This is a genomic window from Microvirga solisilvae (assembly GCF_022808595.1).
GTDB lineage: Bacteria > Pseudomonadota > Alphaproteobacteria > Rhizobiales > Beijerinckiaceae > Microvirga > Microvirga solisilvae.
Map to the genome: position 1 here is coordinate 106,507 of NZ_JAKUCN010000001.1, position 17,685 is coordinate 124,191.

General features: G+C 62.6%; 19 protein-coding genes and 1 tRNA gene. 12 read left to right on the top strand and 8 right to left on the bottom strand.

Features of this window, described 5'->3' with window-relative positions; translation table 11 throughout:
• Nucleotides 1-2 precede the first annotated feature (2 nt).
• Nucleotides 3-611, bottom strand: a complete 609-nt coding sequence (locus MJ639_RS00540; protein ID WP_243367706.1) for an LOG family protein — start codon at nt 609-611, stop codon at nt 3-5.
• A 126-nt stretch (nt 612-737) separates the two neighbouring features.
• On the opposite strand from MJ639_RS00540, the gene MJ639_RS00545 reads away from it, so the two are divergent.
• From MJ639_RS00545 to MJ639_RS00575, 7 genes are all read left to right on the top strand, one after another.
• Nucleotides 738-2,036, top strand: a complete 1,299-nt coding sequence (locus tag MJ639_RS00545) for a LysM peptidoglycan-binding domain-containing protein (RefSeq protein WP_243367708.1) — start codon at nt 738-740, stop codon at nt 2,034-2,036.
• A gap of 89 nt (nt 2,037-2,125) precedes the next feature.
• Nucleotides 2,126-4,039, top strand: a complete 1,914-nt coding sequence (locus MJ639_RS00550; protein ID WP_243367710.1) for an ABCB family ABC transporter ATP-binding protein/permease — start codon at nt 2,126-2,128, stop codon at nt 4,037-4,039.
• 156 nt (nt 4,040-4,195) lie between these two features.
• Nucleotides 4,196-4,897 (top strand): phosphatidylserine decarboxylase, encoded by a 702-nt coding sequence (locus MJ639_RS00555; RefSeq protein WP_243367712.1) that lies wholly within the window; start codon nt 4,196-4,198, stop codon nt 4,895-4,897.
• Between the two features lie 140 nt (nt 4,898-5,037).
• A complete protein-coding gene (locus MJ639_RS00560; RefSeq protein ID WP_243367714.1) occupies nt 5,038-5,892 on the top strand; it encodes a CDP-alcohol phosphatidyltransferase family protein in 855 nt (284 codons plus the stop codon).
• A gap of 106 nt (nt 5,893-5,998) precedes the next feature.
• Nucleotides 5,999-6,649 carry a Maf-like protein gene (locus MJ639_RS00565; RefSeq protein WP_243367716.1) on the top strand — a complete coding sequence of 217 codons (651 nt, stop codon included), beginning with the start codon at nt 5,999-6,001 and terminating at the stop codon, nt 6,647-6,649.
• Between the two features lie 19 nt (nt 6,650-6,668).
• Nucleotides 6,669-6,869 (top strand): DNA gyrase inhibitor YacG, encoded by a 201-nt coding sequence (yacG, locus tag MJ639_RS00570; RefSeq protein WP_243367718.1) that lies wholly within the window; start codon nt 6,669-6,671, stop codon nt 6,867-6,869.
• 105 nt (nt 6,870-6,974) lie between these two features.
• A tRNA-Phe gene (locus MJ639_RS00575) sits at nt 6,975-7,050 on the top strand.
• Nucleotides 7,051-7,107: 57 nt separating this feature from the next.
• Here the strand turns inward: MJ639_RS00575 and MJ639_RS00580 are convergent.
• A complete protein-coding gene (locus MJ639_RS00580; protein WP_243367720.1) occupies nt 7,108-7,776 on the bottom strand; it encodes a hypothetical protein in 669 nt (222 codons plus the stop codon).
• A gap of 67 nt (nt 7,777-7,843) precedes the next feature.
• Nucleotides 7,844-8,152: a hypothetical protein gene (locus MJ639_RS00585; RefSeq protein WP_243367722.1), complete on the bottom strand. Its 309-nt coding sequence runs from the start codon at nt 8,150-8,152 to the stop codon at nt 7,844-7,846.
• 111 nt (nt 8,153-8,263) lie between these two features.
• On the opposite strand from MJ639_RS00585, the gene galE reads away from it, so the two are divergent.
• The 4 genes from galE (at nt 8,264) to MJ639_RS00605 (ending at nt 12,223) form a co-directional block, all read left to right on the top strand.
• Nucleotides 8,264-9,256 carry a UDP-glucose 4-epimerase GalE gene (gene galE / locus MJ639_RS00590; RefSeq protein WP_243367724.1) on the top strand — a complete coding sequence of 331 codons (993 nt, stop codon included), beginning with the start codon at nt 8,264-8,266 and terminating at the stop codon, nt 9,254-9,256.
• A gap of 114 nt (nt 9,257-9,370) precedes the next feature.
• A complete protein-coding gene (locus MJ639_RS00595) occupies nt 9,371-9,898 on the top strand; it encodes a DoxX family protein (protein ID WP_243367726.1) in 528 nt (175 codons plus the stop codon).
• Nucleotides 9,899-10,057: 159 nt separating this feature from the next.
• Nucleotides 10,058-11,146 (top strand): LolA family protein, encoded by a 1,089-nt coding sequence (locus tag MJ639_RS00600; protein ID WP_243367728.1) that lies wholly within the window; start codon nt 10,058-10,060, stop codon nt 11,144-11,146.
• Between the two features lie 102 nt (nt 11,147-11,248).
• On the top strand, nt 11,249-12,223 hold the full coding sequence (locus MJ639_RS00605; protein ID WP_243367730.1) for a phosphoribosylaminoimidazolesuccinocarboxamide synthase: 975 nt from the start codon (nt 11,249-11,251) through the stop codon (nt 12,221-12,223).
• On the opposite strand, the gene MJ639_RS00610 is transcribed toward MJ639_RS00605, so the two are convergent.
• The 3 genes from MJ639_RS00610 to MJ639_RS00620 all read right to left on the bottom strand — a co-directional run bounded on the left by MJ639_RS00610 (nt 12,214) and on the right by MJ639_RS00620 (nt 13,714).
• Nucleotides 12,214-12,597 (bottom strand): DUF1622 domain-containing protein, encoded by a 384-nt coding sequence (locus MJ639_RS00610; protein WP_243367732.1) that lies wholly within the window; start codon nt 12,595-12,597, stop codon nt 12,214-12,216. The genes MJ639_RS00605 and MJ639_RS00610 overlap by 10 nt on opposite strands.
• Before the next feature lie 72 nt (nt 12,598-12,669).
• On the bottom strand, nt 12,670-12,873 hold the full coding sequence (locus tag MJ639_RS00615) for a YgaP family membrane protein (protein WP_243367734.1): 204 nt from the start codon (nt 12,871-12,873) through the stop codon (nt 12,670-12,672).
• Nucleotides 12,874-12,982: 109 nt separating this feature from the next.
• A complete protein-coding gene (locus MJ639_RS00620) occupies nt 12,983-13,714 on the bottom strand; it encodes a L,D-transpeptidase (protein WP_243367736.1) in 732 nt (243 codons plus the stop codon).
• Nucleotides 13,715-13,971: 257 nt separating this feature from the next.
• Between MJ639_RS00620 and MJ639_RS00625 the strand changes: the two genes are divergently transcribed.
• The gene (locus tag MJ639_RS00625; protein WP_243367738.1) at nt 13,972-14,550 is read left to right on the top strand and encodes a tyrosine phosphatase family protein; all 579 of its coding nucleotides are present in this window, start codon (nt 13,972-13,974) and stop codon (nt 14,548-14,550) included.
• Here MJ639_RS00625 and cueR read toward each other — a convergent pair whose 3' ends face one another.
• Both cueR and MJ639_RS00635 read right to left on the bottom strand, forming a co-directional pair.
• Nucleotides 14,551-14,997, bottom strand: coding sequence for a Cu(I)-responsive transcriptional regulator (gene cueR / locus MJ639_RS00630; protein WP_243367740.1), 447 nt, complete (start codon nt 14,995-14,997; stop codon nt 14,551-14,553). It abuts the gene before it with no gap.
• Entirely contained in the window at nt 14,994-17,525 is a 2,532-nt protein-coding gene (locus MJ639_RS00635; RefSeq protein WP_243367742.1) for a heavy metal translocating P-type ATPase, read from the bottom strand. Before MJ639_RS00635 ends, cueR begins: the two co-directional genes overlap by 4 nt.
• Nucleotides 17,526-17,685: the final 160 nt, after the last annotated feature.

Genomic DNA, 17,685 nt, shown 5'->3' on the forward strand with positions numbered 1-17,685 from the left:
TCTTAGAACTTCGTCTCGATGAGGTCGGCGTTCTCGACGATGCCGACGCGGCGCGCGGCATTCTCGATCATCGGGACGACATCTTCTACCTTCTCGGCCACGAGATAGCTCAGTTCGAGACCTGGGCGGATGAAGCCCTGCTCGCGCATATGGGCGAAGAGGGTGAGCAACGGCTTCCAGAAGCCCTTGGTGTTGAGCATGAGGATCGGCTTCGTGTGACGGCCGAGCTGCGCCCAGGTCATCTGCTCCACGAGCTCTTCCAGCGTGCCGATGCCGCCGGGCAGCGCCACGAAGGCGTCGGCCTTCTCGAACATCAGGCGCTTGCGGGTATGCATGTCCGGCACGACGATGGTTTCTTGCACGTCGTCGAGGAGCTTCTCGCGCGACTTCAGGAAGTCGGGAATGATGCCTGTGACATAACCGCCGTGGTCGAGGACGGCTTGAGCAACCGTGCCCATGAGGCCCACATTGCCGCCGCCATAGACCAGGTTGATTCCCTGCTCGGCCATGGCACGGCCCAATGCCGCCGCATTTTCCGCGAAAACGGGGTCGTCTCCGAATCCGGAGCCGCAATAAACGCAAATAGATTTGACCGGCTTAAGTTCTGACATGAGCATTTCGGGGAGGCGGGGAGCCTCCCGCGTTGAATCATAAAGCATATATAGTCCCTTTATGGCCGTAGCCTTTTGAAAGATAAACGGCTTAAATGCATGAAAGTGCCGCGGTTGAGAAAAAGCATGGCGCAGGCGACAGAAATCAAAGGAACCATCGCGATCCTCGGCGCGGCAGCGGCCGGTATCGTCGCGGTTCTCATCGGGGCTCTCTATTGGGCTTGGCCCGGTTCATCCGAAGCGCCCCGCAGCAACGCGGCGCCTCAGGCTTCCGTGCAGCAGCCTGCTCAGCAACAGAGTTCGGCGCCCCAGCCTATGCCACCCAAAACCTTGCCGCCCAAGGCTCCCGAGCCTAAGGCCGCAGAGACGAAGCCTGCTCAGGCTCCCATTGTCCCATCCTTCGACCTCGTCCGCATCGAGCCCAATGGCGAGAGCGTAATCGCCGGGCGCGCCGCTCCTGGCGCGACCATCGAGCTGATGCGGGGCGATCAGGTCCATGCCCGTGGCGTGGCCGATGCGTCCGGTCTCTTCGCCATCGTGCCGCCGGCCCTGCCGCCGGGTTCTCACCAGGTGGTCCTCCAATCCATCGCGCCGGATGGCGCCCGCCAGCGGTCACAGCAGACCGTCACGGTGGTGATCGACGCCACGCAGAACCAGCGTCCCCTTGTGACCCTGACGACGCCCGACCAACCGACCGTGGTGCTCTCCAATCCCGAGCCGCCTGCGCCGGAACCGCAGGTCGCGCAAAACACGCCCCAGCCTGAGGCCCCAGCAAAGCCGGAAGAGCCGTCCCAGCCGACTCCTCAGCAGCCGCAGCAGCAGGCCAATGCCACGCCGGAGCCTCCGGCCCAGCCTGCGCCCCGCCCCGAGATCAAGATCGTCAGCGTCGAATCCGAGAACGGCAAGCTCTTTGTTTCCGGCCAATCCGCTCCGGGCGCGACGGTGCGGCTCTATCTCAATGAGACCCTTATTGCCCCCGGCGGGGCAGGGGGCGATGGCAAGGTGTCCTTCTCCATCGGCTCCGGTGTCCGCCCCGGCGATTACCGCATCCGCCTCGATGATGTGGATCCGGTCTCCGGTCAGGTGAAGTCGCGCGCGGAAGTCGGCTTCAATGTGCCGGCCCAGGTCGCCGCCACGCCGGAAACGCCAGCCGCTCCCGAGGTTGCCCCTCAGGCGCAGACCGCCGAGAAATCCGCATCCGAGGCTCAGGTCGCGGCGGCGGGCACGGTGGTGATCCCCAACATCAGCACGGCTATCATCTCCAAGGGTGACAATCTTTGGCGGATCAGCCAGCGGCTCTACGGCTCCGGTTATCGCTACACGGTGATTTACGGGGCGAACAAGGATCAGATCCGCAATCCCAACCTGATCTATCCGGGGCAGGTCTTCGTGGTTCCGAACGAGCAGGAGCAGAAGACCAACTAGGTCAGGGCAGGACTGTGGAAGGAGCAGGGTGAATTCCTGTTTCCGATCACTTATATCGGGGACCGACACGTCATTCGGATTCTCTGATCATGCCCCCCACTACCTCCGTCCCCGCAACAAGCGCCACCCTGCGCAAGCAGAGCGGCTTGGCCGCGACCTGGACGAAGCTCTGGCCTTATCTCTGGCCGCAGGGGCGGCCCGATCTGCAGCGCCGCGTCTTCCTGGCCTTCGGCCTGCTCCTCATCGCCAAGGGCGTCACCATGGTGACGCCGTTTGCCTTCAAATGGGCGACGGATGCGCTTGTGGCCGTGACCAACGGCGCGAACCAGCCTGCCGAAGTTGCCGCGACGGCGGGCTCCTGGCTGTGGAAGTCGCCGATCATCCTCACGATCATCTACGGCGTCACGCGCATTCTCATGGCCGTGCTGACCCAGGTGCGCGACGGCCTGTTCGCGAAGGTCGCCATGCATGCGGTGCGCAATCTCGCGCTGCAGGCCTTCGAGCACATGCATCGTCTGTCGCTGCGCTTCCATCTCGAGCGCAAGACCGGTGGCCTCACGCGTGTGCTGGAGCGCGGGCGCGAGGGCATCGAGGAATTGTCGCGCCTCATGGTGCTGACGCTGGTTCCCACCATTCTCGAATTCGTATTGGTGCTCGGGCTTCTCGCCTGGGAATTCAACTGGACCTATTCCGCCGTCGTTTTTGTGATGGTGGTGATCTATCTCGCCTATACCTACAAGGCGACGCAGTGGCGGATCTCGATCCGCAAGCAGATGAACGACTCCGACACGGACGCCAACACCAAGGCGGTCGATTCTCTGCTCAACTACGAGACGGTGAAGTATTTCGGCGCCGAGCAGCGCGAAACCGCGCGCTACGATCGCTCCATGGAGCGCTTCGAGAAAGCCTCGACGCAGACATACACCTCGCTCGCCGTGCTCAATGCTGGTCAGGCGGTGATCTTCTCCATCGGCATGGGCATCGTCATGGTGCTCGCGGCTCAGGACATCATGGCGGGCCGCGTTTCCATCGGCAGCTTCGTGCTCGTGAATGCGATGTTGGTGCAGCTCTACATTCCGCTGAATTTCATGGGCATGCTCTATCGCGAGATCAAGCAGGCGCTCATCGACATCGACGACATGTTCCGCATCATCGAGCAGAACCCGGAGATTCAGGACAAGCCGGAAGCAAAGCCCCTCGATGTCAAGCAGGCGGTGGTGCGTTTCGAGGACGTGCATTTCTCCTACATTCCGGAGCGTCCTATCCTGAAGGGCGTGAGCTTCGAGGTTCCCGCGGGCCATACGGTTGCCATCGTCGGCCCGTCGGGCGCAGGCAAGTCCACGATTTCGCGCCTGCTGTTCCGGTTCTACGAACCCAAGAGCGGACGCATCCTCATCGATGGGCAGAACATCTCCGACGTGCAGCAGGTCTCGCTGCGCAAGGTGCTCGGCATGGTCCCGCAGGACACCGTGCTGTTCAACGACACCATCGGCTACAATATCCAATACGGCCGCTGGGATGCGACTCCGGAAGAGGTGAGGGAGGCCGCATGCCTCGCCCAGATCGACCGCTTCATCAACACCCTGCCGGAGGGCTACGATACGCCGGTGGGCGAACGGGGCCTGAAGCTCTCGGGCGGCGAGAAACAGCGCGTGGCCATCGCCCGCACGATCCTCAAAAGCCCTCCGATCCTGGTGCTCGATGAGGCGACCTCGGCCCTCGACACCTTCACGGAAAAGGAGATCCAGGACGCACTCGACCGGGTCAGCCGAGGCCGCACGACCCTCGTGATCGCGCATCGCCTATCGACCGTGATCGGAGCGGACGAGATCATCGTTCTCGACCAGGGCAGGGTGGTGGAGCGGGGCAACCACGGGACCCTGCTGGCTCTCGGCGGGGTCTATGCCTCCATGTGGAACCGCCAGCGCGAGGCGGACGAGGCCCGCGAGACCCTCAAGCGGGCCGAAGAGGAAGAGCGGTCGAAGGAAGGCGTGGCAGGTTGACGGGAGCCCCGGCTCCTGCCATCCCCTCCCAAACCCAAGAGCTTGATCACGTCTCTTTGAAACGTGATCAAGCTCTTGGTCCCTTATTGCCGCATGATCCGGGCGAACAACCGGTTTCCACTTGTTCTGATCATGCTCTAGCAAGGCCTCGAAAGAATGACCGATATCCTTGAATCGATGCGCCGCATCTTCGTCCCGATCCACAAGGAGGGGTATCCCTTCATCCTGATCGCGCTGTTCGCGACCATCGTGCTGGCCTGGCTCTGGTCGCCGCTCGGCTGGATCGGTGCCATCCTCACCGTGTGGGTCTGCTACTTCTTCCGCGATCCGCCGCGCGTGACCCCCATGCGCGAAGGCCTCGTGATTTCGCCTGCCGACGGGCGCGTGAACCTCATCACCACGGCGGTTCCCCCGGCCGAGCTCAGCCTTCCTCCTGAGCCGATGACCCGCATCTCGGTCTTCATGAACGTGTTCGACTGCCACGTGAACCGCTCGCCGGTCACGGGCCGCATCGAGCAGATCCTTTATACGCCGGGCCTCTTCCTCAATGCCGAGCTCGACAAGGCGAGCGAGGACAACGAGCGCAATGCGCTGGTCATCGAGACGGCCGGCACCCGCATCGGCGTGGTGCAGATCGCAGGCCTCGTGGCACGCCGCATCGTCTCCTTCGTGAAGGTGGGCGACTCCCTCAGCACCGGCGAGCGCTTCGGCCTGATCCGCTTCGGCTCGCGCCTCGACATCTACGTGCCGCTCTCCGCCCAGGTTCTTGTCGGCCTCGGTCAGACGGCGGTGGCCGGTGAGACGGTGCTGGCGGACCTGACCGCCAACGAGCCCGCCCGCCAGTACCGGGTCGGCTAAACTCTTCGTCAGCGGAGGCTTCTTCACGCCTCCGCTGGCCCTCTGGACGGAACTGTCCACAGCAGTTTGGGCTTCTCCCATCGCCCGCACACTGCCCAGCTCGCCTTGCCGGTGAGACAGGCTCCCCTTAGGTTGATGCCATGAGTGATCTTTTCCCGCCCTTCGCTCCGGACCCGAACGAGCCGCGCAAGCGCCTTTTCAAGCCTGTGCCGGTGCGCGTCATCATCCCGAACATCATCACCCTGATCGCCCTGTGCCTCGGCCTGACCGCGATCCGCCTTGCCTTCGAGGGACGCTACGAGCCTGCGGTGGTGGCCATCGTGGTGGCGGCGCTTCTGGACGGGATTGACGGACGCGTGGCGCGGATGCTCAAGGGTACGTCCCGTTTCGGCGCCGAGCTCGACTCGCTTGCAGACTTCGTCAATTTCGGCGTGACCCCGGCGCTTATTCTCTACAGTTTCCTGCTCAACGAACTGAAGGCGATGGGCTGGATCGCCGTGCTGGTCTTCGCCATCGCCATGGTGCTGCGTCTCGCGCGCTTCAACGTGATGCTCGATGATCCGCACCGGCCCGAATGGAAGAAGAACTTCTTCACCGGCATGCCTGCACCGGCCGGCGCGCTGACATCGATGCTGCCCCTCTACCTCTCGTTCCTCGGGTTCTCGATCGGCCCTGCGGCTGCTCCCATCGCGCTCGTCTACCTGTTGGGGCTGGCCTTCCTGATGGTGTCCACGATCCCGGTCTATTCGGGCAAGACCATCGGCCTGCGTGTGCCGCGCCAGTGGGTGCTGCCGATCTTTGTCATCTCGGTGGCGCTCTTCGGTCTTCTGGCTAACTTCCCCTGGGAGATGCTGACCGCCATTACGGTGCTGTTCCTCGCCTCGATCCCGTTCAGCGTCCTGCGTTATCGCCAGCTCGACCGGGCTCATGCCGCGAGCGCGGCTTCCGCCCAGCCGCCCGCGCCATCGGACACCGAGCCGCCGCCCGCCGCTTGATTCAATCGCGCCCGGTGCCATGTTGTGACCGGGCGTAGCCTTACGCCTGAAGAGCAAGCAATAATCGTGACGGGCCGGGTGAGCGCCCTGAAGCGTGGAGATCAAAGTGGCGTCGTCTTCCGAGGTGTCGAATTCCATCCCGCGTCCGAAGCTCGTCCTGGCGTCCGCCTCGCCCCGCAGGCTCGCCCTGCTGCAGCAGGCGGGCATCGAGCCCGATGCCCTTCTGCCGGCGGATGTGGACGAAACACCCCTGAAGAACGAAGGACCCAAGGACCTCGCCAAGCGTCTGGCCCGCTCGAAGGCCGAAGTGGCCCGCAAGACCGCTCGCAACCGGGAAGACCTGAAGGATTCCTATATCCTCTCCGCCGATACGGTGGTGGTGGCAGGCGGGCGCATCCTGCCCAAGGCCGAGGTCATGGACGAGGCTGCCGGTTGCCTGCGCCTGCTCTCGGGGCGCGCACATCGGGTCTATACCTCCATCTGCGTCGTCACCCCGAAGGATTCGATCCGCGAGCGGCTTGTGGAAACCCGTGTGCGCTTCAAGCGTCTCTCGAAAGAGGAATTTGACCGTTATCTCGCTTCGGGCGAATGGCGGGGCAAAGCAGGGGGCTATGCCATCCAGGGCCTGGCGGGCACCTTCGTGGTGAAGCTCGTCGGCTCCTACACCAACGTGGTCGGGCTGCCGCTCTACGAGAGCGTGGCCCTGCTGGACGGGGAGGGCTTCCCCGTACGCTTCACTTGGCTCGAAGCCGCCTGACCCGACAAGGAGGCACGGCATGGACCCTGCCAATGAGAACAAACCCCTGACGTCTTCCGGCAAGTGCCCGATCTGCGGCAAGGCCTCTGTGCCGGAATTCAAGCCTTTCTGCTCCAAGCGTTGCGCCGATGTGGACCTGAATCGCTGGCTCTCCGGCAGCTACGCCATTCCGGCGGTGGACGACCCTGAGGACAAGGAAGAGGACGACGGGGAGAACTGACAAGAATTCCCCCAGAAAATTTTTCTCGGCTAGTGGCTGGACAGGGGGCTAAGGTCTGACTATACAACCGCCCACGACGCGCACGGCACTGCCTGTGCATCGGATGCCCAGGTAGCTCAGTTGGTAGAGCATGCGACTGAAAATCGCAGTGTCGGCGGTTCGACTCCGTCCCTGGGCACCATTCATTCTAGAATGATGCAAGCACCGCTTTTGCGGTGCTTTTTGTTTTTACACCTGACTAATCGGCTTGCTTCTTCTGCAAGGACGATGTGAGCGAGCCCGTGTAGGCGCTCATACCGTAGTGATCGAGGTCGATGGTCGGGTCGACCCAGATCGTGCCGCCGATCGCCGCCCAGCGGCGGCAGAAGGTGTAGTCTTCGCCCACCATCTTGCCGTTCTCGATCATGGTGTCGAACAGGGCGTATTGCTCCTGCTTTCTCTCGGTGATCTTCAGTTCGGGATAAGCCTTGATCATGGCCTCGATGCAATCGCGGCGGATGCGCAGGAATCCTGCGGACACGCCCTTTGCCTTCAAGAGGCCGGTCTTGGGATCGGCAGCGATATTGCGGGGATCATCGAACTCCACCGTGTAGATCGTCTCCGGAGCCTTCTTCCGATAAATGCCGGCGACCAGCGAGACATCGTGCTGGAGGAGACGGACGAGGCTTTCCGGCTTCCAGCCGATATCGCTGTCGATGAAGACGAGATCGGTCGCATTCGACGCCAAGAAATCGGTCACGAGATTGTTGCGGCCCATGACGACCAGGGAGCACTGGGTCTCGAACAGGATCTCGCTTCGGATGCCAGCCTGCCGCAACGCAATCTGCGACGAAAGAAGCGATTGGACATAGCCGATCACGAGCTTGGGCTCGTTGACGGGAGTGGCGATCATAACCTTTTGGGACAAGACAGGTCTCCGCTGGGAAAGGCTTTCAGCGGTTTCGGGCTATATCATAACCAAGGCGTCTTTTGTCTTATTTGATCGCGTCGTAGATCGAGCCTGAGCATTGCGCGACGAAGATCAGGAGCAGGATACCGATGAACCACAGCCAGGAGCCGGATTTCTGCGGCTTCGCGGGGGCAGGGCTCGGGGTGGCTCTGGGTTCGAAAAGGGGAACGGGCGGAGCCGGCAGGCGTTCGATCAGCTCGGCCGATTGAGCCTGGACGCGGCCTTCCGTGCCGATGAACCGGAAATGCACGGGGATCCCGCCGACGAAGCCGACTTCCGCGGGCTCAATCGCGGAATCATGGCGGACCCACCAATATTCCGTGCGTTCGTTCATGGTCAGCCTCATATAATCGACAGGGTACTCTGCCTGTTTTGACAGCAGGTTGCGCTGGAAATCCAGAGCCATTCGCGTAACGATGGCGCAAGTAAGAGTTAAGGGAATCTCGTGAACGTTTTAGTGACTGGGGGAGCCGGCTATATCGGCGGCCATATGGTACTGGCTCTGCGCGATGCGGGCCTCAAGCCTGTTGTGTTCGACAATTTGTCGACGGGCTTCCGCTGGTCGGTGCCGGAAGACGTGCCGCTGGTGGTGGGCGACATCGGTGATTACGAACTCGTCCTGCAGACGCTGAAGAGCCATTCCATCGACGCGATCGTGCATTTCGCCGCCAAGCTCGTCGTGCCTGAGTCCATGCGCGATCCCCTGGGCTATTATCTCAACAACACGGTCAAGAGCCGCTCTCTTCTTGCCGCTGCGGTGGCGGCAGGTATCAAGACATTCGTCTTTTCCTCGACCGCTGCCGTCTATGGCAACGCGTCCGAGAAAGCCCTGACGGAGGATGCGCCGCTTGCGCCGCTCTCGCCCTATGGCAGCTCCAAACAGCTGACCGAGGTGATGCTGCGCGATGTGGCTGCGGCGCATGACATGCGCTTCGTCACTATTCGCTATTTCAACGTGGCAGGCGCCGATCCCGCCATGCGCCATGGCCAGTCCACTGCGAATGCGACCCACCTTATCAAGGTGGCGGTGCAGACGGCGCTGGGCATGCGCCCCTCGATGGACATCTACGGCACGGATTATCCGACGCCGGACGGCACCTGCATCCGGGATTACATCCACGTGACGGATCTCATCGCGGCCCACATGCAGGCGCTCGATCACCTGCGGGGAGGTGGGGAGAGCCTCGTCGTGAATTGCGGTTATGGCCACGGCTATTCCGTCTCGGAAGTGGTCGAGACAGTACGCAAGGTTTCCGGGCGTCCGGTGGAGGCGCGCATCGCCCCCCGCCGCGAGGGCGATCCGATGACCATCGTCGCGGACTCGACCCGCATCCGCTCCAAGCTCAATTGGCAGCCCCGTTACGATGATCTTGCGACCATCGTGGAGCATACGCTGCGCTGGGAGACCATGCTGCGGGAGCGGAACCTGAAGCTCTGACCGGAAAACGCGGGACAAGGCCGGCGTGATAAGAACAGGTTAAGAACCTCTGCCTCTAATACCCGGCGATGGCCTTAGCGATTCTGGGCCGGCCGAGAGGGAGAGGGATTGGACATGAACGCTGGCGCGACGAACGGAGTCCTGCTCCTCAACCGGCTGCTGCTTGCCGCCTGCTTCCTGCCGCCGGCCCTCGTGCGGCTTACAAACATTTCGGGCTTTGCCGCATCTCTGACGATGAAGGGCATTCCCTATGGGGATGTCGTGGCGGCGGCCATCGTGATCACCGAGATCGTGGCTCCGATAGCCCTCATCCTCGGCCTGGCGCCGCGCGTCAGCGCCTCGGCCCTGATCGCCGCGCTCGTCATCACCACCGGAGCCCTGCACCGATTCTGGGATTACGGCGGCCTGACCCGGGCCGGGGAGCAGGCTTTGTTCCTGGCCAATCTCGGCGTCCTGTCGGGTCTTCTGTTCTACATGCTCGTCGGCCCCGGCGCTTACAGCTGGCAGGGCTGGTGGCGTGGCATGGGGACGAAGAAGCCCGCCAAGAAGAAGCGGCAATCCCGCCCGCGTGCTGCCAAGCCCAAGCCGGCTCCGGTCCAGCCCATGGATGACGAGGACGACGACTACGCGAATGCCGCCTGAGGGCGCCGCGATTGAGACGTGCAAAGCCTCAGTTGATCCCTGGACGCGACTCGTTTTCGCCTGCAAGCTCCTGCCTTCATTAAGCCTCTAATCGAAGCCATAAGGCCGGACCGCTTTTTGCTGGCGGCATTTGTTGTTTATCGGGTTTGCAGTCGAGCCATGCTCAAGAAGTCTTTGCGTTGCATTCTTGCTCTTGCGGCTATGACGGCCTGTGCTTTTCCGGCCGCCGCCCAGCAGCGCGCCTCCGATCCGCTGACGCGATTCCTGGATGGCGTCTTCCAGCCTAACCTGAGGCAGGGCGCGCCAGTTGAGCCGCAGCCGGCACAGGCTCCCCAGCAGACCGCCGAGCCTGCCCCTGCAGCGCCGGTGCCGGCAGCCCAGCCTCAACCGAAGCCCAAGCCGAAGGCTGCTGCCGCGAAGCCGAAGGCCCCCGCGACGCAGCAGGCTGCCCAGCCCAAGCCGCAACCTCAGCCTGTCGCCCAGCAAGCACCTAAGCCGGAGCCCGCACCGCAACCTGCTCCTGCTGAACCTGTGACGCAGGCCGCTCCTACGGCACCTGAACCTGTGCCCGCAAAAAGCGAGCCTGAGCCTCGAGTCGCTGCAACGCCCGAACCGGCTCCTGTGAAGGCGGCGGAGCCTCCGAAGCCCGCCAAATCCACGCCTGCCCAGGCGGCCAGCCCGACGCCGACTTCCGTTGCTGCGGCTGCAACGCCTGTCTCCCCGCCGAACCCGCCGTCTCCCGCGGCGGCGCTGGAGCGGGTGAACGCCTATTTCAACAGCATGGACACCATGTCCGCCTATTTCGTGCAGAAGAACCCCAACGGCCAGCAGGTGGAGGGCACGCTCTCCGTGCGCCGCCCGGGGCAGCTGCATTTCGCCTATGCGCCGCCGAGCACGATGGAGATCGTCTCCGACGGGCGCAACGTGGCGATCCGGGACAAGAGGCTCGGCACCAACGACGTCTATCCCGTCAGCCAGACGCCCCTGAAATTCCTCGTGCAGGAGAACGTGAATCTCGCGCGGGACACCAAGGTCCGCGACGTGCAGATCGGCCGCGACGGCGTGATCACGGTGGCCTTCGACGACAGCGCCACCATGGGCGGCACCTCCAAGATCACCCTGCGCTTCGACAGCCGCGCCAATGCGCTGAAGCAATGGACGGTCCTCGATTCCCAAGGTTATGAGACCACGGTGGTCCTCTCCGGCATCAACCTGGTGCAGCGCAAGAACGCTAATGCCGCCAACTGATCTGGTGGAAAGGCCTGTGTTTCCTGCGATTAGCCCTAGCCTCTGAGCGGATTCCGTCTAGAACTCGCCGGGCGGGAACTCGAACAGCGTTGGCAGGTGAGCATGGTCGATCAAGCAGCCCTCAAGGCATATGCCGGTTACGTCCTCCAGGATGCGACCATCCCCGAACTGCCGAACCATTACCGGGGCAAGGTGCGCGACAATTACGACCTGCCCGACGGGCGGCGCATCATCATCGCCTCGGACCGTATCAGCGCCTTCGACATCAACCTCGCCTCCATTCCGCTCAAAGGCCAGGTGCTCACGCAGACCGCGCGCTTCTGGTTCGAGAATACGGCGGATATCTGCCCCAACCACATCATCGAATATCCCGATCCCAACGTGGCCGTGTGCAAGAAGCTCACGATCCTGCCCGTCGAGATCGTGGTGCGCGATTATCTCGCCGGTACCACGGGCACCTCGATCCTCTCGCTCTACAAGCAGGGCCAGCGGGAGATGTACGGCATCACGTTGCCCGATGGCATGCGCGACAACCAGAAACTTCCGCAGACCATCATCACACCCACGACGAAGGCATTCCACGGCGGTCACGACGAGCCGCTGACCGCAGCCGAGATCGTGGAGCACAAGCTCCTCACGGCAGAGCAGTGGAAGACGGTTTCCGATTATGCGCTTGCGCTCTTCGCCAAGGGCCGCGAGATCGCCGCCGCACGCGGTCTCATCCTTGTCGACACGAAATACGAGTTCGGCATCGACGAGAACGGCACGATCATGATCGCCGACGAGATCCATACGCCCGACAGCAGCCGCTACTGGTTCGCCGAGAGCTATCCCGCACGCTTCGAGAAGGGCGAACGCCCCGAGAGCTTCGACAAGGATTTCGTGCGCAGCTGGGTTGTGGCGCGCTGCGATCCCTACAAGGATCCGATCCCCGAAATCCCCGCCGACGTGATCCTCGAAACCTCGAAGGTCTATATCGACGCCTTCGAGCGCATCACCGGCCAGACTTTTGCGCTGCCGGATGCAGGCGTGCCGGTGCTAGAGCGCATCTGTAAGAACTTGGCGCGCTATTTCTGAACTGCACTCGTATCGCTGGCCTCACCCTTATGCCGCTCCCACGGCCAACGTCCTTCAATCTCTACCTCGAGCGAGAAGCTCAAGAAGGTGCGGATGAGGATGATGCCGCCGAGGATGAGGAGGCTTTGGAGCGTGGGCTCGATGGCGACTGTGTTGATGATGTCGGCGGCCACGAGGAATTCGAGACCGAGCAGGATCGCCCGTCCGAGATTGGAGCGGTAGAGGCTATAGGCCATGTCGCCGGAGCGGCCTTGGAGGATTTGCCACAGAAAGGCAGCCGTCGCGCCCAGGGCCCCGAGCACAATGATGGCGATGCCGCCGACTTCGATCAGGCGCGTCGTGAATCTGAGCGCCTGAGGGAACCAATAATCCATGGATGATCCTTTGCAGAGCACATGGATATTGATTCATAGGTCAGGCGGCAGCAGCCTCCAGGGGGGCAGGGCTCAGGTGAAGCCGGGCTTGCTGGGAAGCCCGAGTCGCTTGAGCATCATCACCACAGGACAGAGGCCTGTAAACGATGCCTGGACGAGATGGGCTCCGAGAATTCCGGTAAGCCAGAGCCAGTTGAGATTGACGTAAACCGCAAGCAGGACGCTGACGATGATCAGTCCGCCAACGGTGAGAAGGATCGCGCGTTCGACAGTCATGGCCGTGCCTCCAGGAGAGACATGATCATCATACATCAAGCGGGGCCAATGAAAAAGAAAAGGGCCGGCGCAGGGCCGACCCTTTCGAATTCGTCCGGTACTGATCCGGTCAGTAGAACGCCACGCGTTCTCCGTCCTGCTCCACATCCCTGAACGGGGTGCCGCGCAGCACCACCACGGGCGAACCGACAGGAACACGGTTGTAGAGGTCGATCACGTCCTGGTTGAACATGCGGATGCAGCCGGAGGAGACGGACTCGCCGATGGACCATGGCTCCGTCGTGCCATGGATGCGGTACATGGTATCGACGCCGTTGTTGTAGAGGTAGAGCGCGCGGGCGCCCAGCGGGTTCTCGATGCCGCCCGCCATGCCGCCGGCCCATTTCGCGTTGCGCTCGGGCTCGCGCTTGATCATCGCGGCGGTGGGAGTCCAGCGGGGCCATTGAGCCTTGCGGCCGACGGTGGCGCGGCCTGCCCAGGCAAGGCCTTCCTTGCCGACGCCGATGCCGTAGCGGATCGCACGGCCGCCCTCGCGCACGAGGTAGAGATAGCGGGACTGCGTATCGACCACGACGGTGCCGGGCTCCTCGCGGCCGTAATAGGCCACCTCGCGGCGCAGGAAGCGCGGATCCACCTCGGAGATATCCGTGGCCGGGAGCGGATGCATCTCGTCGGGGCGCTCGCCGTACATGGCCATGTAGGCCGGATCGATACGACGGACGGCCTGCTGCGGCGGCGGAGCGGTCACGCAGGCGGCCAGCGCCATCGGAAGAAGGGCGAGGGCGCAGAAACGGATCACGTTTCTCAACGAAGACAATCTCAGGGCCGTAAGAGCAGACATAAGTGGGAGGCTCGCAGTTTCTGGTTTTTCGTTTCTGCTGCCGCTATTTGGAACGGCAACGGTAATCTAACCAGGAGTTCATAAGCTCGCTGGTGACCAGAAGGTGTTACCGACATGGCAGAAATGTGGCTAGGCAAAGCTGTGTTCAAAAGGACACAATGATGTGATGGACTTGAAGCTGTTCTCCCTCCATGGGTACAACGGCCAAGCCCGCCCCTGGAGGTTGTGATCGCCTCCGATCATCACGAGTTTTTGACATGCAGCCCATCTCCATTTCGCTCCTGACCGTTTGTGGCATCTCCGAACTGCCGGAGCAGAAGGAGAGGGCGGTCACACATGTGCTCTCGATTCTCGATCCGGATCATCCCGATCCGGAAGCCTTCGGCACTTACGCTTCTCATCACCGCACGATCCTGCGCTTCCACGACATCATCAATCCTATCGAAGGCATGATCCTGCCGCGGGCCGAGCATGTGGAATCCGTGCTGCGTTTCGGCGACGAGGTGGCGGCAGGCAAAGCCGGACGCACGGAGGGCCATCTTCTCGTCCATTGCCACATGGGCGTGTCGCGCTCGACGGCGGCGATGCTGACACTCATGGCGCAGACCTATCCGGACGAGAGCGAGGACAACCTGTTCCTGCGCCTTGCCGAGATCAGGCCGCAGGCTTGGCCCAACTCGCTCATGATCGGCTTCGCGGATGATCTTCTCTCCCGCAAGGGACGTCTCGTCGAAGGCTTGCGCCGGCATTACGGACGCCAAATTCAGCGCCAGCCCGAACTCGCACGCTGGATGGGCGAACTCGGTCGCAGCCGCGAAGTGGAGATGGCCGTTTAATCAGGCCTTTCCCAGCGCCCCGAACTTCGCATCCGTCTTGGTGTGAACGGGCAGCGGCTCGTCGCTCGCAAGCTCTTCCAAAATCGGGCAATGAGGGCGTGAATCGCCACAGCAATTCTCCGCGAGATGCCTGAGGGTCGAGGCCATTTCCTGCAATTCGCGGATCTTGCGTTCGAGCACGCTCACATGATCGAGTGCGATCGTCTTCACGTCCTTGCTCGCACGCTCGCGGTCACGCCACAGCGAGACAAGATCGGCGATTTGCTCGACAGAGAAGCCGAGATCGCGCGAGCGGCGGATGAAGCGCAATGTATGCACATCGTGATCCGAATAGACGCGGTATCCCGCTTCCGTGCGCAATGTCTTCGGAATGAGCCCGATGGATTCGTAGTAGCGGATCATCTTGGCGGAAACGCCGGAGGCTGTTGCTGCCTGTCCGATATTCATGCCACACCTTCTGCAGTTTGGACGGCAGGAGCAATCTCCTGCCGTGTATCGATGGGAGCCTTGAAGCGGCGAAGACGCAGGGCATTGCCGACGACGAACACGCTGGACAACGCCATAGCCGCGGCCGCCACGATGGGCGAGAGCAGGGTGCCGTTGACGGGATAAAGCACGCCCGCCGCGACCGGGATCAGCACCACGTTATAGGCGAAGGCCCAGAACAGGTTTTCTCCGATATTGCGGATCGTCGCTTTCGAGAGGCCGATCGCATTCACCACACCGCGTACGTCGCCGGACATGAGCACCACGTCGGCGCTTTCGATGGCGATGTCAGTGCCCGTGCCGATGGCGAGGCCGATATCGGCCTCGGCAAGCGCCGGAGCATCGTTGATGCCGTCGCCGACGAAGGCGATCTTGCCGTGCGTTTGGCGCAACTGCTTCACCACCTCGACCTTGCCCTCGGGCAGAACCTCCGCCACCACTTCGTCGATGCCGATGCGTCGTGCGATGGCTTCCGCCGTCCTGCGATTGTCGCCGGTAATCATCGCGACCTTCAGGCCTAGGCGATGCAGTGCCGCGATTGCTTCAGGCGTCGAAGGCTTGATCGGATCAGCGACGGCGACGATGGCAGCGAGCTTGCCGTCGATGGCGGCATAGAGCGGGCTCTTGCCTTCTTCACCGAGGCGCGTCGCCGTGTCGGCGAAGATGCCCACATCGAGGCCGAGCTTCTGCATGAAGCGATCCGCACCCACATCCACCTTGCGCCCTTCCACCGTGGCGGAGACACCAAAGCCGGGTACGGCTTCGAAGCTATCGGTCGCGGGCAGAACGACACCCTGACGCTCCGCCGCCGCAACGATGGCCTGCGCAATCGGATGTTCCGATCGCGCCTCGACGGCTGCGACGAGTTTCAGTGTCTCGGCTTCTGTAAAACCGTCGGCGGTGACGAAATCCGTTAGGTCGGGACGGCCTTGCGTGAGCGTGCCGGTCTTGTCGAGAGCGACGACGCCGATTTCCTTCAGGCTCTGCAGCGCTTCGCCCTGACGGAACAAAACGCCGAGTTCCGCCGCGCGCCCGGTACCGACCATGATCGAGGTGGGCGTCGCCAATCCCATGGCACAGGGACAAGCGATGATGAGCACGGCGACCGCATTGACCAACGCGAAAGTCGCAGCCGGTTCAGGTCCGAAGATCAGCCAGACAAGGAAAGTCAAAGCCGCCGCAGCCATGACGGCAGGCACAAACCACGTGGTGATTCTGTCGACCATAGCCTGGATCGGCAGCTTCGAGCCTTGCGCCTGCTCGACCATGCGGATGATCTGAGAGAGCACCGTATCGGCGCCGATGCGCGTGGCGCGGAAGGTGAAGCCGCCTGTCTTGTTGATCGTGCCGCCGACCACTTCGGAACCTTGCGCTTTCTGCACGGGCACGGGCTCGCCGGTGATCATGGATTCATCGACATAAGAGGAGCCTTCCACCACCTCGCCATCGACCGGCACTTTCTCGCCGGGGCGCACCTGCACGATGTCGCCGATCTGTACCTGATCGAGCGTAATCTCCATCGCTTCGCCATCGCGCATGACGCGTGCGGTTTTCGGCGCAAGTCCAATGAGGCGCTTGATCGCTTCCGACGTACGGCCTTTGGCCTTCGCTTCCAGGAAGCGCCCGAGCAGGATCAGCGTGACGATCACGGCGGCGGCTTCGTAATACACATTGAGCATGGAAGCCGGCAGCAGCGTCGGCAGGAACGTTGCGACGACGGAATAAGCGTAGGCCGCGCTCGTGCCGAGCACCACGAGGGAATTCATGTCGGGCGCCCAGCGAAGGAGGGCAGGAACGCCTTTCCTGAAGAAGCGCAGGCCCGGCCCGAACAGCACGAGCGTGGTGAGTGCGAATTGCAGATACCAACTCGTCTGGTGGCCCAAGGTGTTCATCACCCAATCGTGGATCGCGGGAATGAGGTGCGAGCCCATCTCCACCACGAAAACGGGCAGGGTGAGGATGGCCGCCAACATGAGCGAGCGGCGCAGGCCCGCGATCTCGGCTTCGCGGGCAGCACGCTCGCGGTCCGTCTGATCGGCATCCTGGCGGATCTCCTTGGCCGCGTAGCCCGTGGCATCGACCGCCTCGACCATCCGGCCGACCGTATCCGCGCCGCCGATATATTGAACCGAAGCCCGTTCCGTGGCGAGGTTCACATGGGCCTCCACGACGCCGGGCACGCGCTTGAGCGCCTTTTCCACCCGCGCCACGCAGGAGGCGCAGGTCATGCCGTCGATCTTCAGGTCCACATGGCTCCCGGCCGGCTCATAGCCTGCCGCGCGGATCGCCTCGACGACCGCATGAGGATCGGCCTTGTCCGGCGCGAAGGAGACATGCGCCCGCTCCGTTGCCAGATTGACGTTCGCGGCGGTCACTCCCTCGACCGCCTTGATGGCTTTCTCGACGCGCCCGACGCAGGAGGCGCAGCTCATGCCCTGCACGGGAATGTCGAAGCTGTTGCCGGAGGTTGTGCGATCTGTGGCGGCCATCTTGAATCTCCTGATCCATCATATGGTGTCAGGGTGTAATCCTTCCAATCATGGGAAGGTCAAGCGACCTTTTGATGATTGCGTGCGGCCGGAACCATGGCCGATGATGGGTCATTGATCCGACACGTTTGCACCATAGGTCGCGGGGCAACCTGCCGCC

Coding starts and splice junctions, on each gene's coding strand:
- MJ639_RS00625 (WP_243367738.1), top strand. CDS start 13,972: ATGCAGCCCATCTCCATTTCGCTCCTGACCGTTTGTGGCATCTCCGAA.
- MJ639_RS00610 (WP_243367732.1), bottom strand. CDS start 12,597: ATGGATTATTGGTTCCCTCAGGCGCTCAGATTCACGACGCGCCTGATC.
- cueR (WP_243367740.1), bottom strand. CDS start 14,997: ATGAATATCGGACAGGCAGCAACAGCCTCCGGCGTTTCCGCCAAGATG.
- MJ639_RS00615 (WP_243367734.1), bottom strand. CDS start 12,873: ATGACTGTCGAACGCGCGATCCTTCTCACCGTTGGCGGACTGATCATC.
- MJ639_RS00600 (WP_243367728.1), top strand. CDS start 10,058: ATGCTCAAGAAGTCTTTGCGTTGCATTCTTGCTCTTGCGGCTATGACG.
- yacG (WP_243367718.1), top strand. CDS start 6,669: ATGGACCCTGCCAATGAGAACAAACCCCTGACGTCTTCCGGCAAGTGC.
- MJ639_RS00555 (WP_243367712.1), top strand. CDS start 4,196: ATGACCGATATCCTTGAATCGATGCGCCGCATCTTCGTCCCGATCCAC.
- MJ639_RS00585 (WP_243367722.1), bottom strand. CDS start 8,152: ATGAACGAACGCACGGAATATTGGTGGGTCCGCCATGATTCCGCGATT.
- MJ639_RS00635 (WP_243367742.1), bottom strand. CDS start 17,525: ATGGCCGCCACAGATCGCACAACCTCCGGCAACAGCTTCGACATTCCC.
- MJ639_RS00605 (WP_243367730.1), top strand. CDS start 11,249: ATGGTCGATCAAGCAGCCCTCAAGGCATATGCCGGTTACGTCCTCCAG.
- MJ639_RS00560 (WP_243367714.1), top strand. CDS start 5,038: ATGAGTGATCTTTTCCCGCCCTTCGCTCCGGACCCGAACGAGCCGCGC.
- MJ639_RS00550 (WP_243367710.1), top strand. CDS start 2,126: ATGCCCCCCACTACCTCCGTCCCCGCAACAAGCGCCACCCTGCGCAAG.
- MJ639_RS00545 (WP_243367708.1), top strand. CDS start 738: ATGGCGCAGGCGACAGAAATCAAAGGAACCATCGCGATCCTCGGCGCG.
- MJ639_RS00620 (WP_243367736.1), bottom strand. CDS start 13,714: ATGTCTGCTCTTACGGCCCTGAGATTGTCTTCGTTGAGAAACGTGATC.
- MJ639_RS00540 (WP_243367706.1), bottom strand. CDS start 611: ATGTCAGAACTTAAGCCGGTCAAATCTATTTGCGTTTATTGCGGCTCC.
- MJ639_RS00595 (WP_243367726.1), top strand. CDS start 9,371: ATGAACGCTGGCGCGACGAACGGAGTCCTGCTCCTCAACCGGCTGCTG.